Source organism: Pseudomonas rustica, from assembly GCF_049959085.1.
In the GTDB taxonomy this organism is placed as follows: domain Bacteria; phylum Pseudomonadota; class Gammaproteobacteria; order Pseudomonadales; family Pseudomonadaceae; genus Aquipseudomonas; species Aquipseudomonas rustica.
This window is the reverse complement of record NZ_CP188200.1, coordinates 1,843,051-1,857,222: the sequence shown is the minus strand read 5'-3', so window position 1 is coordinate 1,857,222 and position 14,172 is coordinate 1,843,051. Positions and strand designations below refer to the sequence as shown.

13 protein-coding genes are annotated in these 14,172 nt (G+C 58.7%); 5 read left to right on the top strand and 8 right to left on the bottom strand.

Annotated elements, in window-relative coordinates:
- Positions 1–68 precede the first annotated feature (68 nt).
- The 6 genes from cysG to ACP3TY_RS08625 form a co-directional block, all read right to left on the bottom strand.
- Positions 69–1,463 carry a siroheme synthase CysG gene (gene cysG / locus ACP3TY_RS08650; RefSeq protein ID WP_426619718.1) on the bottom strand — a complete coding sequence of 465 codons (1,395 nt, stop codon included), beginning with the start codon at positions 1,461–1,463 and terminating at the stop codon, positions 69–71.
- Positions 1,464–2,744 (bottom strand): serine--tRNA ligase, encoded by a 1,281-nt coding sequence (gene serS / locus ACP3TY_RS08645; protein WP_053121586.1) that lies wholly within the window; start codon positions 2,742–2,744, stop codon positions 1,464–1,466.
- 15 nt (positions 2,745–2,759) lie between these two features.
- A complete protein-coding gene (gene crcB, locus ACP3TY_RS08640; RefSeq protein WP_053121588.1) occupies positions 2,760–3,134 on the bottom strand; it encodes a fluoride efflux transporter CrcB in 375 nt (124 codons plus the stop codon).
- The gene (locus ACP3TY_RS08635; RefSeq protein ID WP_053121590.1) at positions 3,134–4,456 is read right to left on the bottom strand and encodes a replication-associated recombination protein A; all 1,323 of its coding nucleotides are present in this window, start codon (positions 4,454–4,456) and stop codon (positions 3,134–3,136) included. Before ACP3TY_RS08635 ends, crcB begins: the two co-directional genes overlap by 1 nt.
- A 155-nt stretch (positions 4,457–4,611) precedes the next feature.
- A complete protein-coding gene (gene lolA, locus ACP3TY_RS08630; protein WP_053121592.1) occupies positions 4,612–5,232 on the bottom strand; it encodes an outer membrane lipoprotein chaperone LolA in 621 nt (206 codons plus the stop codon).
- Between the two features lie 67 nt (positions 5,233–5,299).
- Entirely contained in the window at positions 5,300–7,708 is a 2,409-nt protein-coding gene (locus ACP3TY_RS08625) for a DNA translocase FtsK (RefSeq protein WP_053121593.1), read from the bottom strand.
- A 297-nt stretch (positions 7,709–8,005) separates the two neighbouring features.
- Between ACP3TY_RS08625 and ACP3TY_RS08620 the strand changes: the two genes are divergently transcribed.
- The 4 genes from ACP3TY_RS08620 to infA all read left to right on the top strand — a co-directional run bounded on the left by ACP3TY_RS08620 (position 8,006) and on the right by infA (position 10,034).
- Positions 8,006–8,194, top strand: coding sequence for a hypothetical protein (locus ACP3TY_RS08620; protein ID WP_401244588.1), 189 nt, complete (start codon positions 8,006–8,008; stop codon positions 8,192–8,194).
- Between the two features lie 63 nt (positions 8,195–8,257).
- Positions 8,258–8,938 carry a leucyl/phenylalanyl-tRNA--protein transferase gene (aat, locus tag ACP3TY_RS08615; RefSeq protein ID WP_426619717.1) on the top strand — a complete coding sequence of 227 codons (681 nt, stop codon included), beginning with the start codon at positions 8,258–8,260 and terminating at the stop codon, positions 8,936–8,938.
- A gap of 57 nt (positions 8,939–8,995) precedes the next feature.
- Positions 8,996–9,703: an arginyltransferase gene (locus tag ACP3TY_RS08610; RefSeq protein WP_053121598.1), complete on the top strand. Its 708-nt coding sequence runs from the start codon at positions 8,996–8,998 to the stop codon at positions 9,701–9,703.
- Between the two features lie 112 nt (positions 9,704–9,815).
- Positions 9,816–10,034 (top strand): translation initiation factor IF-1, encoded by a 219-nt coding sequence (gene infA / locus ACP3TY_RS08605; RefSeq protein ID WP_002553999.1) that lies wholly within the window; start codon positions 9,816–9,818, stop codon positions 10,032–10,034.
- 947 nt (positions 10,035–10,981) lie between these two features.
- On the opposite strand, the gene clpA is transcribed toward infA, so the two are convergent.
- Together clpA and clpS are read right to left on the bottom strand one after the other, a co-directional pair.
- A complete protein-coding gene (gene clpA, locus ACP3TY_RS08600) occupies positions 10,982–13,252 on the bottom strand; it encodes an ATP-dependent Clp protease ATP-binding subunit ClpA (RefSeq protein WP_053121600.1) in 2,271 nt (756 codons plus the stop codon).
- 30 nt (positions 13,253–13,282) lie between these two features.
- Entirely contained in the window at positions 13,283–13,666 is a 384-nt protein-coding gene (gene clpS, locus ACP3TY_RS08595) for an ATP-dependent Clp protease adapter ClpS (RefSeq protein ID WP_053121602.1), read from the bottom strand.
- A gap of 224 nt (positions 13,667–13,890) precedes the next feature.
- On the opposite strand from clpS, the gene ACP3TY_RS08590 reads away from it, so the two are divergent.
- Positions 13,891–14,172 (top strand): cold shock domain-containing protein, encoded by a 282-nt coding sequence (locus tag ACP3TY_RS08590; RefSeq protein WP_053121605.1) that lies wholly within the window; start codon positions 13,891–13,893, stop codon positions 14,170–14,172.

Below are 14,172 nucleotides of genomic sequence, written 5' to 3'. Positions count from 1 at the left end.
CGGCAGCTCCTACATGAGAATGCGTTTCCCTGTAGGAGCTGCCGAAGGCTGCGATCTTTTGATCTGACTCAGACCTGCGCCTGAACCCCTTCAAACCAAGCCAGTTTCTCGCGCAGTTGCACCACTTCCCCGACGATCACCAATGTCGGCGCATGCACTTCATGTTCCGCCACCATGCGTGGCAGATCCGCCAGCGTGCCGGTAAAGACCCGCTGATTGACCGTGGTGCCCTGCTGAATCAACGCCGCCGGGGTATCCGCCGCACGACCGTGCTTGATCAACTGCTCGCAGATCACCGGCAAGCCCACCAGGCCCATGTAGAACACCAACGTCTGCGCCGGGGCGACGAGGTCGGCCCAGGGCAGGTCGGTCGAACCGTCCTTCAAATGCCCGGTGACAAAGCGCACTGACTGCGCGTAATCACGATGGGTCAGTGGAATCCCGGCATACGCCGCGCAACCGCTGGCTGCGGTAATCCCAGGCACCACCTGAAATGGAATCCCGTGCGCCGCCAGTTCTTCGATCTCTTCGCCGCCACGGCCGAAGATAAACGGATCACCGCCCTTCAAGCGCACCACACGCTTGCCGGCCTTGGCCAGATCAACCAGTTGCTGGTTTATCTGATCCTGCGGCACGGCGTGATCTGAACGGCGCTTGCCGACGTACACGCGCTCGGCATCGCGACGGCACAACTCAAGAATCGCTGGCGCGACCAAACGGTCGTACAACACCACGTCGGCTTGCTGCATCAGACGCAAAGCCTTGAACGTCAGCAGATCCGGATCACCCGGCCCTGCACCGACCAAATACACTTCACCGGTGGTAACCGTTGCTTCGCCATCAATCTTGGCTTGCAACAGACGCTCGGCCTCGGCGCCCTGCCCGGCCAGTTGGCGGTCGGCAATCGGCCCTTGGAACACGTCCTCCCAGAATCCGCGACGCTGCTGCACATCCGGAAACAGGCTTTTCACCTGATTACGGAAACGTGCGGCGAGCCCGGCCAACTGACCGTAAGTCGATGGAATCCAGGTTTCGATCTTGGCGCGAATCAGGCGCGCCAGCACCGGCGCATCGCCGCCACTGGACACGGCGATGATCAGCGGCGAGCGATCGACGATCGCCGGGAAGATCACGCTGCACAAGGCAGGCGCGTCGACCACGTTGACCGGCACGCAGCGCTTGTGAGCATCGGTGGAGACTTGTGCGTTCAGCGTTTCATCGTCGGTGGCGGCGATGATCAGCCCGCAACCGTCCAGATCCGCCTCGACGTAACCGCGCAACAGGCATTCGCCGCCGGAAGCTGCGACCAGCTCACGCAGCTGCGATTCGATTTCAGGTGCGACCACCCGCAGCAGCGCACCGGCATCGGCCAGCAGGCGGGATTTGCGCAAGGCAATTTCCCCCCCACCGACGACCAACACACGACTGCCGCGCAGGTTGTGAAACAGCGGCAGATATTTCATTTAGCCGATGACCTCAAGGCCACCCATGTACGGCTTCAGCACGTCCGGCACACGGATCGAACCGTCGGCCTGCTGGTAGTTTTCCAGCACGGCAACCAGGGTACGGCCTACGGCCAGACCGGAACCGTTCAGCGTGTGCACCAGCTCAGGCTTGCCGGTTTCCGGGTTGCGGAAACGCGCTTGCATACGACGGGCCTGGAAGTCGCCGCAGTTCGAGCACGACGAGATTTCGCGGTACTTGTCCTGGCTCGGGATCCACACTTCGAGGTCGTAAGTCTTGACCGCGCTGAAGCCCATGTCGCCGGTGCACAGCGCCAGGGTGCGATACGGCAGACCGAGCAGTTGCAGGACTTTTTCAGCGTTGGCGGTCAGGCCTTCCAGCGCTTCCATCGAGGTCGACGGCTCAACGATTTGCACCATTTCAACTTTGTCGAACTGGTGCTGACGGATCATGCCGCGGGTGTCGCGACCCGACGCACCGGCTTCGCTGCGGAAGCACGGGGTGTGGGCAACGAATTTGATCGGCAGCAGTTTCGAATCGACGATTTCGCCAGCGACGATGTTGGTCAGCGACACTTCGGCAGTCGGGATCAGGTACAGATCGGCTTCGCCTTCGCGGGCGATCTTGAACAGGTCTTCTTCAAATTTCGGCAGTTGACCGGTGCCTTGCAGCGCCGGGGCCTGAACCAGATAAGGCGTGTAAGCCTCTTCGTAGCCGTGCTCGTTGACGTGCAGATTGATCATGAACTGCGCGAGTGCGCGGTGCAGACGGGCGATCGGGCCGCGCAGCAGAGCGAAACGCGCGCCGGACAGCTTGGCGGCGGTTTCAAAGTCCAGCCAGCCGAACTTCTCGCCGAGGGCAACGTGGTCTTTCACTTCGAAATCGAAAGCGGTCGGCGTGCCCCAGCGGCGCACTTCGACGTTGTCGTCTTCGTCTTTGCCGACCGGCACGGATTCGTGCGGCAGGTTAGGAATGCCCAGCACGATCGAGTCCAGTTCGGTCTGGATCGCGTCCAGTTCGACTTTACCGGCACTCAATTCGCCCGCCATGCGCTCGACGTCCGCCATCAACGGCGCGATGTCTTCGCCGCGCTGCTTGGCCTGACCGATGGATTTGGAACGCGCGTTACGCTCAGCCTGCAGTGCTTCGGTGCGGGTCTGGACGGTCTTGCGCTGTTCTTCCAGCGCTTCGATGCGCGCGGTATCCAGGGCAAAGCCACGGGAAGCCAGGCGGTCCGCTACGTCCTGAAGGTTGCTACGTAACAGTTTGGAATCGAGCATGTCGGTTTCTCGTTATCAAAGTTTGGTCAAAGACAGGCCAGCCCACGTCGCGAGCAGCCCGCCGAATACGCTGAGTGCCGCATAGCCCAGGGCCAGCGGCACTTGCCCGCTTTCCAGCAGACGCACCGTATCCAGTGAAAAGGATGAAAAAGTCGTCAGCCCCCCGAGGAAGCCGACCATCAACCCGGCACGCACCTCGATCGGCACTTCCGGGCGTATCAAAAACAGGCCATACAACACGCCGATCAGCAGGCAGCCCACGATATTAACGGCCAGCGTCGCGGTATAGAAGTGCCGCGGCCAATTGGCGTTGATCCAATTGCCGGTGGCGAAGCGCAACAAAGTGCCAGCAACGCCGCCGGCAGACACCGCAATGATCAATGGAAGCACTATTTTCTCCGCTGCCGAGGACTTAAACGATCGAGTTGGGCGAGGTGGTTGAGCTTCTCGCCGATCTTCAACTCCAGGCCACGCGGCACCGGTTGGTAGAACGGGATCGGGTCGAGTTCGTCCGGAAAATAGTCTTCGCCGGCGGCATAAGCGTCCGGTTCATCGTGGGCGTAACGGTATTCGTCGCCGTAGCCCAACTGTTTCATCAGTTTGGTCGGCGCGTTGCGCAGATGCAGGGGTACTTCCAACGAACCGTGCTCGGCGGCGGCGCGCAGGGCAGTTTTGAAACCCATGTACACCGCGTTGCTTTTCGGCGCGCAGGCCAGATAGGTGATGGCTTGCGCCACGGCAAGCTCGCCCTCCGGGCTGCCGAGGCGCTCCTGCACTTCCCACGCGGCGAGGCACAGGCTCAGCGCGCGCGGGTCGGCATTGCCGATGTCTTCGCTGGCCATGCGCACCACGCGCCGAGCCAGGTACAGCGGATCGCAACCACCGTCGATCATCCGCGCGAACCAGTACAGCGCGCCGTCGGGGTTGGAACCGCGTACCGATTTGTGCAGCGCCGAGATCTGGTCGTAGAACGCTTCGCCGCCCTTGTCGAAGCGCCGACGCGTATCGCCGAGCAGACTCTGCAGCAGATCAATGCCCATCTCGCTGTTGTCGTCGGCCAGATCGGAAGCGTTTTCCAGCAGGTTGAGCAGACGCCGGCCATCGCCATCGGCGGCGGACAGCAGCATCTGGAAACCTTCGTCGCTGAGGGTCAGATTGCGCTTGCCCAGCCCGCGCTCTTCGGTAAGTGCGCGATGCACCAGTTTGCGCAGCGCCGCTTCGTCGAGGCTTTTCAGCACGTAGACGCGGGCCCGCGACAACAAGGCGTTGTTGAGTTCGAACGAAGGGTTTTCGGTGGTGGCGCCGATGAAGATCAGCGTGCCGTCTTCAACGTACGGCAGGAATGCGTCCTGCTGCGACTTGTTGAAACGGTGCACTTCATCGACGAACAGAATTGTGCGCTTGCCGTATTGGCCGGCCTGCTGCTTGGCGATTTCAACCGCCTGACGGATCTCTTTGACCCCGGCGAGTACCGCCGAAACCGTTTCGAAGTGCGCGTCTGAAACTTCCGCGAGCAACCGTGCCAGCGTGGTTTTACCCACGCCCGGCGGGCCCCAGAAAATCATCGAATGCAGGGCACCCTGCTCCAGCGCCTCACGCAGAGGCTTGCCGCGAGCGAGCACGTGCTCCTGACCGACGTACTCATCCAGATTGGTCGCGCGCAAACGCGCGGCCAGTGGCTGGGCAATCGGTGCACTGCGAAACAGATCCATCACGTAGCGTTGAAACCTCTATTTGAATCGGTTGCCGATCATGCTTTTGATTTTGTAGGAGTGAGCCTGCTCGCGATTAGATTTGTCAGTCACAGATGCATTGTCTGACCCACCGCTATCGCGAGCAGGCTCACTCCTACAAAGGATTTTGCATTTTATTCCTGGATCACATCCGCACCCTTGGGGATGTCGAACTTGAACTTGGAGGCCGGCACTGGCTCGTTGGCCTTCACCCCGGTGAACAGGATGTTGGTGCGCTGGCCGACGCTGTCGATCAGTTGCATGTCGTTGAGCAAACCGTTGCGGAACGACAGGCGCAGGTTGTCGAACAGGGTGTCTTTGGTTTTCGGCTTCAGCGTGAAGTCGATCACGCCGCCCGCTTCTTTCGCGGTGATGTCGAAGCTCTGGCTGATCTTCGACACGTCACCGGACAGCAGCAGCGCCGGGGTCTGGGTCAGACGCTCGTCGAGTTTCTTGATGGTCGCCTGTTCCAGATCCGGATCCCACAGGGTGACTTTCTTGCCGTCGGAAACCATGGTCTGCTCGGCCGGCGCGTTGGTGTGCCAGTAGAACAGGCCCGGGCGCTGCAAGGTCATGTTGCCGGTGGTTTCCTGCAACTGCGTGCCGCCGCCGTCGAGGGTCAGCTGCGAGAAGTTGGCGGTCAGGGTTTTCGATGTTTCCAGCAATTGGGTCAGACGCGCCACGTCCTTGTCATCGGCGTGAGCCGTGAGGGTGGTCAACGCCAGTACTGGCAACAGCATGCGGATAAGACGCATGGGAGTCCTCTTGAATACTTGTTGGGAGAGCGGCGGAACATCATTGTCCCGCCTCTTGCTTCTGGCTTCAGTCGCGAACCGGGCCCGGGGCCAGGACTTCACGCGAACCGTTGGTGTTCATTGAGGTGACGACCCCGGCCATTTCCATGGCTTCGATCATCCGGGCGGCGCGGTTGTAGCCAATCTTCAGCTTGCGCTGCACAGCGGAAATCGAGGCGCGACGGCTTTCGAGGACGAATTGCACGGCTTCGTCATACAGCGCGTCAGCTTCCGGATCATCGCCATCGCCGCCACCGCTGCTGCCTTCAAAGCCGCTGCCCGCCTCTTCGACACCGTTGAGGATGTCGTCGTTGTATTCAGGAGCGCCGCGCAGTTTCCACGCTTCCACCACACGGTGAACTTCTTCGTCGGAGACGAACGCGCCGTGAACCCGGATCGGCAGGCTGGTGCCCGGCGGCATGTAAAGCATGTCACCGTGGCCGAGCAATTGTTCGGCGCCGCCCTGATCGATGATCGTCCGGGAGTCGATCTTGCTCGACACCTGGAACGCCATACGCGTCGGAATGTTCGCTTTGATCAGACCGGTGATCACGTCCACCGACGGCCGCTGGGTCGCGAGGATCAAGTGAATACCGGCCGCACGCGCCTTCTGCGCAATACGGGCGATCAATTCTTCAACCTTCTTGCCGACGATCATCATCATGTCGGCGAATTCGTCGACGACCACGACGATGGTCGGCAGCTTCTGCAACAGCGGCGCTTCGTCGTGGATGCTTTCGCGCTTGTACAGCGGATCGCTCAATGGCTCGCCGGCGTCCTGCGCTTCCTTGACCTTGGCGTTGAAGCCGGACAGATTTCGCACGCCCATCTTCGCCATCAGCTTGTAGCGGCGTTCCATCTCGGCAACGCTCCAGCGCAGGGCGTTGGCAGCGTCCTTCATGTCGGTCACGACCGGGCACAGCAGGTGCGGGATGCCTTCGTAGATCGACAGTTCCAACATCTTCGGGTCGATCATGATCAGCTTGGCGTCTTCCGGGCCAGACTTGAACAGGATCGACAGAATCATCGCGTTCACGCCCACCGACTTACCTGAACCGGTCGTACCGGCCACCAGCAAGTGCGGCATCTTCGCCAGGTCAGTAATGACCGGCTTACCGCCAATATCATGACCCAGCGCCAGGGTGACCGGCGATTTGAAGTTGTCGTACTCAGGCGTCGACAGCACTTCCGAGAAACGCACGATCTGCCGGTCTTCGTTGGGAATCTCGATACCGACCGTGGTCTTGCCCGGAATCACCTCAACCACCCGCACACTGGTCACGGCCAGCGAACGCGCAAGGTCTTTGGCGAGGTTGGCGATGCGGCTGACTTTGACGCCGGCGGCAGGCTGAATTTCGTAACGGGTAATCACCGGACCCGGGTGGATCGAGTCGACGGTCACTTCAACACCGAATTCCTTGAGCTTGATCTCCAGCAAGTGGCCGACCGCAGCCAGGGATTCCGGCGAGTAATTGAGTTGTTTCTTTTCCGCCGGATCGAGGATCGAGATCGGCGGCAAGGTGCCTTCCACGGCGCTGTCGACGAACAACGGCACCTGTTTCTCTTTCTGCACGCGCTTGCTTGGCTCGGGCGCTTTGGCCGGGGCCGGAGCGATGACTGGCGGCACCTGTTTCTCGCGATCGGACATGTGCTTGCTCAGGGCTTGCTCACGTTCGATCAGGCGTTCTTTGACTTTGGCCTGCTCGCGCTTGTCGGTCACCGTCGGCGCGACCACGTCGTGCACGCGATCATCGACCTCACGCAGTTGCGCGACCAGTTGTTTGCGCTCAGTACGCGCCGACCACCAGCGATTGAGCGCGCCCTGGAACAGTTCAAACAGGTCGAGGGTGATCTTGCCGGTGATGTCCATCACCTTGAACCACGACAGGTCGGTGAACACCGTCAGACCAAACAGGAACAGCGCGATGAACAGCAATGTGCTGCCCTGAATGTTCAGCGCGTTCTTCGCCAGATTGCCGAGGCTTTCACCCAACGCACCACCGGCACCGGCCGGCAGACCCGACGCGGCATGGAAATGCAGATGCGCCAGCGCAGCGCCGGACAGCACCAGAAACACCAGACCGATCAGGCGCCAGGAGAACAGCCAGCCGCTCCACTGCCACGGTTCGTGGCGTTGACGGAAGATCTGATAAGCCTTGATCGCCAGCAGCAACGGGAAGATATAGGCGAAGTAACCCAGCACCATAAACAGGATGTCAGCGCTGTAGGAGCCCGCCGGGCCGCCGAAATTCTGTACGTCGTCGATTTTGCTGTTGTGGCTCCAGCCCGGATCGTCCTTGCCGTAGGTGAGCAAGGCCATCATCAGGAACAGGCACAAAGCGCCAATGGCGATCAATGCACCTTCCTTGAGCCGGTAGTGCAACTGTTGGCGCCAGAGCGGAACGACTGTTTTGGGTGCTGCGGTGGATTTCTTCAAAACGCTACTTTTCCTGCGCCAATGGCGCGTCCATCTATTGAATGACGATAAAAAACTGCCCAATCCAGGCAGGTAACAAAGTGAACGAGCGCAACTGAGACTACTTTTAACACTGCGCCGTGGCTTTTAAAAACACGGCACAACGCGAATATTCTGTAACAGCCCGGCATTGTACGGGTTTGTACGTGCGATGCCATGCTTCAAACCCCAGGGTAAAGCATAGTCAAGCACACAAAACCCGCGGGCCAATTTGAGCATGCATTACCTTTTGTGACAAAGGCTTATGAGGTGTATTTGATGAACGCAGCGAAGCATTCACGCCTGATCATCCTCAACTCCGGCCCGGCGCTGATGGAACGCTTGCATCAACACGCCACACGGGCTGCCATAGCGATCGTTTACGACCACAGCCTCGACGCCAAGTTGCAGCCGCGTCCATTCGGCTGCATGAGCGAGCAGTCTCTGGACGACATTCCTGTCATTTAACGGCACACTTTATCGCGGGCCGAACAGCCCGCCCCGCCCTCCCCTTCTGCAAGCCTGGATGCCATGCTGACTTGGTTACAACGCAACTCCCTGACTTTTCCGCCATTGGAAAAGGCCATGCGCGAACCCAACGGACTGCTCGCCGCCGGTGGTGATCTGTCCGCCGATCGTTTGATTCAGGCGTATCGTCATGGCTGCTTTCCGTGGTTTTCTGAAGGCCAGCCGATTCTCTGGTGGTCGCCGGATCCGCGCACGGTGATGTTTCCCGACGAACTGCACGTCTCGCGCAGCTTGGGCAAATTGCTGCGCAAGGAACGCTATCAAGTCACCTTCGATAAAGACTTCGACGCCGTCATTCGCGCCTGCGCCGCACCCCGCGATTACGCCGACGGCACGTGGATCACCGAAGCGATGCAGGACGCCTACGTTGAATTGCATCGACGCGACTTCGCGCATTCGGTGGAGGTTTGGGATCAGGGCGAACTGGTCGGCGGCCTGTATGGGCTGGCGATGGGTCAACTGTTCTTTGGCGAGTCGATGTTCAGCCGCGCCGACAACGCCTCCAAGTACGGTTTCGCCACGCTGGTGCGCCATCTGCAAGATTCGGGTTTCGTGCTGATTGACTGCCAGATGCCGACCGATCATCTGCACAGCCTTGGCGCCCGCTCGATTCCCCGTCAGGAATTTGCTGACTATCTGGCCCGACATCTGGATCAACCCAGTCGCGCCACTTGGGTTTGCTGAGCGACTTTTGCGCGCGTGGCTTACACTTAATTCACCAGCTTATCCCGAGGGTTGATCATGACCGAGTTGGCGCGTCTGAAGTTCTATGCCACTCAACCTCACTCTTGCAGTTATCTGCCTGAGGAGCAGGCTACCACCCTGTTTCTCGACCCGAGTCAGCCCATGGATGTGCATGTCTACGCAGACCTGTCGGAAATGGGCTTTCGTCGCAGCGGCGATCATCTGTACCGTCCGCATTGCCAGAACTGCAATGCGTGCGTGCCTGCGCGCATCCCCGTCGCACAGTTCACCCCCAATCGTCAGCAGAAACGCATTTTCAAGCGCAACGCCGATTTGCAGGTGCGCCCGGTCAAACCGCAATTCAGCGAAGAATATTTCGATCTGTACCAGCGCTACATCGAACAACGCCACGCCGACGGCGACATGTACCCGCCGAGCCGTGATCAATTCTCGACGTTTCTGGTGCGTGATCTGCCCTTCTCGCGTTTTTATGAGTTTCGTCTCGACGGACGGTTGCTCGCCGTCGCGGTGACCGATTTGCTGCCTAATGGCTTGTCGGCGGTGTACACCTTTTACGAACCGGCGGAAGAGCGCCGTAGCCTTGGCCGCTTCGGCATCCTCTGGCAGATCAGCGAGAGCCAGCGCCTGGGGCTGGAGGCGGTTTACCTTGGTTACTGGATCAAGAACTGCAAAAAGATGAACTACAAAACCCAATATCGCCCCATCGAACTGCTGATTAATCAGCGTTGGGTCATCCTCAACTAAACCAAAGCCCTAAACCCCTTGGCGTAAACCCCATTTTTCGGGCACAATGCACGCCGCTTTTGCCTGGCGCAGTTGCACCGGGCCATTCATTGGATACCGAGGGCTTTACTGCATGTCGAAAGAAGACAGCTTCGAAATGGAAGGCACTGTCGTCGACACCCTGCCCAACACCATGTTTCGTGTGGAGTTGGAAAATGGGCACGTCGTAACCGCGCATATTTCCGGCAAGATGCGCAAGAACTACATTCGTATTCTTACCGGTGACAAAGTGCGCGTCGAGCTGACGCCCTATGACTTGAGCAAAGGGCGCATTACTTACCGCGCTCGTTAATCAGGTCAATACAAGACGCCCGGTTTATGCCGGGCGTTTTTGTGTCTGCGTTTTTTGGGTTTTGGATGTTGGGTTTTGGGGGCATATCCGTTGCTGCGGGTGATGCCGCTGGCGGTTTCGCTCTTACAGCGAGTCACCTTTTCCAGACGCCGAAAAGGTAACCCAAAAGGCTTGGCCCCGGCGTACGGCACTTCGCTTAGGCTCAGTGTTCCCTCGCTCCGGTGCCCATCAGGGGGCATCGCCTACGGTTTGCTTCGCTGCACCTCCTCTCGATGTATGCGGCTGCGCCGCATGGCGCTACGCGCCTACCCCTGATGGACACCTACGCTCGGCCTGCCGAAGGGGCTTGAGATCAAAAGCCAGATCAAGATCAAAAGCCCCTCACCCTAGCCCTCTCCCGGAGGGAGAGGGGACTGATCGCGTGGATTGGGAGAGATACGCCGACGTGAAAGACCGAATTGAATGCATATTTTGAAAAGCCCCCAATCGGCTCCCTCTCCCTCGGGAGAGGGCTGGGGTGAGGGGCAAGAGCACCACAAAAACTAAAACCGTGCGCGCTGTGCTCTTCACCACTCAATAGGCCGAGTGTCAGCTCGCCTGCTTTTGATCTTAGAGCCCGTCGGCAGGCTGAGTGGAGGGATTGATCCGGGGGTGGGAGCGCAGCGACCGTTTGGCGCAGCCAAACACAGCGAGAGGAGGTGCAGCGAAGCAAACCGTAGGCGCTGAACCCCGGATCAATCCCGGAGCGAAGGAACCCGAGCCACAGCGAGGGCCGAACGTCAGGGCACAGACCTTTTGGTTACTTTTGGGGCGTTTGCCAAAAGTGACCCGCCGTAAGGGCGGAACCCTAACCAGCCATCACCACAACTACGGATATTCACCCAAAAAACCCAAACGACAAACAACAAAAAGGGCGCCCGAAGGCGCCCTCAGCGTAACAACAACGATCAAGCCATCTCAGCAGTGGTCTCGAAATCAAAGGTCAACTCACCATCCTTGATATCGATATGAACAACCCCACCATGCTCAGCCAACTCACCAAACAAGATCTCCTCCGCCAGCGGACGCTTGATCTTGTCCTGAATCAGACGAGCCATCGGACGCGCACCCATCGCCGCATCATAACCACCCGCCGCAATCCAGCTACGCGCCGCGTCAGTCACTTCCAGCAACACACGCTTGTCTTCCAGTTGCGCCTGCAGCTCGGTAAGGAACTTGTCCACCACACTTTTGATAACCTCATGACTGAGGCGACCAAACTGAATAATGGTGTCCAGACGGTTACGGAACTCCGGCGTGAAGCTCTTCTTGATCACTTCCATCGCATCAGACGAGTGGTCCTGATGGGTGAAACCGATCGAAGCCCGCGCCGCCGTTTCAGCACCGGCGTTAGTGGTCATGATCACAATCACGTTGCGGAAGTCCGCCTTGCGCCCGTTGTTATCGGTCAGTGTGCCGTGATCCATCACCTGCAGCAGCAGGTTGAAGACTTCCGGATGCGCTTTCTCGATTTCGTCGAGCAGCAATACGCAATGCGGCTGCTTGGTGATCGCTTCGGTCAACAGACCGCCCTGGTCGAAACCAACATAGCCTGGAGGTGCACCGATCAGACGCGATACGGTGTGGCGCTCCATGTACTCGGACATGTCGAAACGAACCAGCTCAATGCCCAACGCCTTGGCCAATTGCCGCGCGGCCTCGGTTTTACCGACACCGGTCGGGCCGGCGAACAGGAACGAACCGACTGGCTTGTCAGGCGACTTGAGGCCGGCACGGGACAGTTTGATCGCAGTCGACAGCGAATCGATCGCCGCGTCCTGACCAAACACCGTCAGCTTCAGGTCACGCTCCAGGTTACGCAGCAGTTCCTTGTCGGAGCTGGTGACGTGCTTTGGCGGAATCCGCGCGATTTTCGCGACGATGTCTTCGACGTGCGGTACTTCGATGCGCTTGGCGCGTTTCTCGACCGGTTGCAGACGCTGATAGGCGCCCGCCTCGTCAATCACATCAATGGCCTTGTCCGGCATGTGCCGGTCATTGATGTAGCGCGACGCCAGTTCAGCAGCGGCACGCAGTGCTTCATCGCTGTATTCGATGTTGTGGTGCTGCTCGAAACGCCCTTTCAGGCCGCGCAGGATACCGATGGTGTCTTCCACCGACGGCTCGACGACATCAACCTTCTGGAAGCGACGCGCCAAGGCACGATCCTTCTCGAAGATGCCGCGGAATTCCTGGAACGTGGTCGAACCGATGCAGCGAATATCGCCAGACGACAGCAGCGGCTTGAGCAGATTCGAAGCGTCCATGACCCCGCCCGACGCAGCGCCCGCACCAATAATGGTGTGGATCTCGTCGATAAACAGAATGGCCTGCGGACGTTTCTTCAGTTCATTGAGCAGCGCTTTGAAGCGCTTCTCGAAATCACCGCGATACTTGGTGCCCGCGAGCAGAGCACCGAGATCAAGCGAATAAACGACGCTACCCGCCAACAGATCCGGCACCTGGTTGTCGACAATACGCTTGGCCAGGCCTTCGGCAATCGCGGTTTTACCCACGCCTGCTTCGCCGACCAGCAGCGGATTGTTTTTGCGCCGACGCGCGAGAATCTGCGCGACACGCTCGACTTCCGACTCACGACCGACCAGTGGATCGATGCGACCCTGGCGCGCGAGTTCGTTGAGGTTGCTGGCATACGCATCCAGAGGATTGCCTGAAGAAGAAGACTCACCTCCCTCGTCGTCCTGCATATCTTGTTCACCTTCAGAGTGATCGCCATGCCCCGGCACTTTGGAAATGCCATGGGCGATGTAGTTGACGACATCGATGCGCGCAACGCTCTGCTGTTTCAGCAGGAACACCGCCTGACTCTCTTGCTCACTGAAGATGGCAACCAGCACGTTAGCGCCGGTTACTTCGCGTTTGCCCGAGCTCTGTACGTGAAAAACAGCACGCTGCAGTACACGCTGGAAGCCCAGGGTTGGCTGGGTTTCGCGATCTTCGTCATGAACGGGGATCAATGGCGTGGTGGAGTCGATGAACTCCTGCAGGTCATGCTTGAGTTTGTCGAGGTTTGCGCCGCAGGCACGCAAAACGGTGGCGGCAGCCTCATTATCCAATAGGGCCAGCAGGAGATGTTCGACGGTCATGAATTCATGACGCTTCGAACGAGCCTCCTTGAAGGCTAAATTGAGGGTGACTTCGAGCTCGCGGTTTAACATAGCTTCACCTCATACCCAAGTGGTCGGCGATTAACCGTCCTTCTCGATTTCACAGAGTAGCGGATGCTGGCTTTCCCTGGCGTACTGGTTGACCTGCATGGCCTTTGTCTCGGCGATGTCGCGGGTAAACACTCCACATACTGCCCGTCCTTCTGTATGAACGGCCAGCATGACCTTGGTCGCCAGCTCGCGATTCAGGTTAAAAAACACCTCGAGCACTTCGACGACGAAATCCATCGGTGTGTAGTCATCGTTGAACAAAACCACCTTGTACATCGGCGGCGCCTGTAATGCAGGCTTTGCTTCCTGAACAGCAACGCCCGCCGAACCGTCGTCGTGTTCCTCCGGGTGATCCTTTTGGAAAGTCGGGCGATCCTGATTGAATGTTAGTCGAATCTGGCTGATTGCATGCATGGAAAGAAAGGTTCGTCAGTTGTGCAAATACAGTGGTGGGGGCGGTTGTACACGTTTTCAACTCCGACTGCCCGGTCACCTTGACTATCGGGAAAACGGTGTTACAACCAATAGAGCCCACAGTGGGTAAAAAAGATCCGCGGAGTCAATCCTTTTAACGGATTAGATTGCGGATGAATTGGATGATACTCCAGCGATGGAATCTGTTGCAGAGGGATTTGAGCATGGCAGTCGGCAAGGTGAAATGGTTCAACAATGCCAAGGGATTCGGTTTCATCAACACCGACACCCATGAGGGCCGCGATGAGGATGGCAAAGACATCGACTTCTTTGCCCATTATTCGGCCATTGAAATGGACGGGTACAAAACCCTTAAAGCAGGTCAAGCGGTGAGATTCGATATCGTGCAAGGCCCCAAAGGCCTGCATGCGGTGAAGATTACTTCGGCCGAAGTCTCGCCGGTGTCGAGCACGGTCGCCGCCGAGGAACAAACAGCGACCAGCTGA

Excerpts from the sequence above, each read along its gene's own strand:
- cysG (WP_426619718.1), bottom strand. The coding sequence starts at position 1,463 with ATGAAATATCTGCCGCTGTTTCACAACCTGCGCGGCAGTCGTGTGTTG.
- serS (WP_053121586.1), bottom strand. The coding sequence starts at position 2,744 with ATGCTCGATTCCAAACTGTTACGTAGCAACCTTCAGGACGTAGCGGAC.
- ACP3TY_RS08635 (WP_053121590.1), bottom strand. The coding sequence starts at position 4,456 with ATGGATCTGTTTCGCAGTGCACCGATTGCCCAGCCACTGGCCGCGCGT.
- lolA (WP_053121592.1), bottom strand. The coding sequence starts at position 5,232 with ATGCGTCTTATCCGCATGCTGTTGCCAGTACTGGCGTTGACCACCCTC.
- ACP3TY_RS08620 (WP_401244588.1), top strand. The coding sequence starts at position 8,006 with ATGAACGCAGCGAAGCATTCACGCCTGATCATCCTCAACTCCGGCCCG.
- aat (WP_426619717.1), top strand. The coding sequence starts at position 8,258 with ATGCTGACTTGGTTACAACGCAACTCCCTGACTTTTCCGCCATTGGAA.
- ACP3TY_RS08610 (WP_053121598.1), top strand. The coding sequence starts at position 8,996 with ATGACCGAGTTGGCGCGTCTGAAGTTCTATGCCACTCAACCTCACTCT.
- infA (WP_002553999.1), top strand. The coding sequence starts at position 9,816 with ATGTCGAAAGAAGACAGCTTCGAAATGGAAGGCACTGTCGTCGACACC.
- clpA (WP_053121600.1), bottom strand. The coding sequence starts at position 13,252 with ATGTTAAACCGCGAGCTCGAAGTCACCCTCAATTTAGCCTTCAAGGAG.
- clpS (WP_053121602.1), bottom strand. The coding sequence starts at position 13,666 with ATGCATGCAATCAGCCAGATTCGACTAACATTCAATCAGGATCGCCCG.
- ACP3TY_RS08590 (WP_053121605.1), top strand. The coding sequence starts at position 13,891 with ATGGCAGTCGGCAAGGTGAAATGGTTCAACAATGCCAAGGGATTCGGT.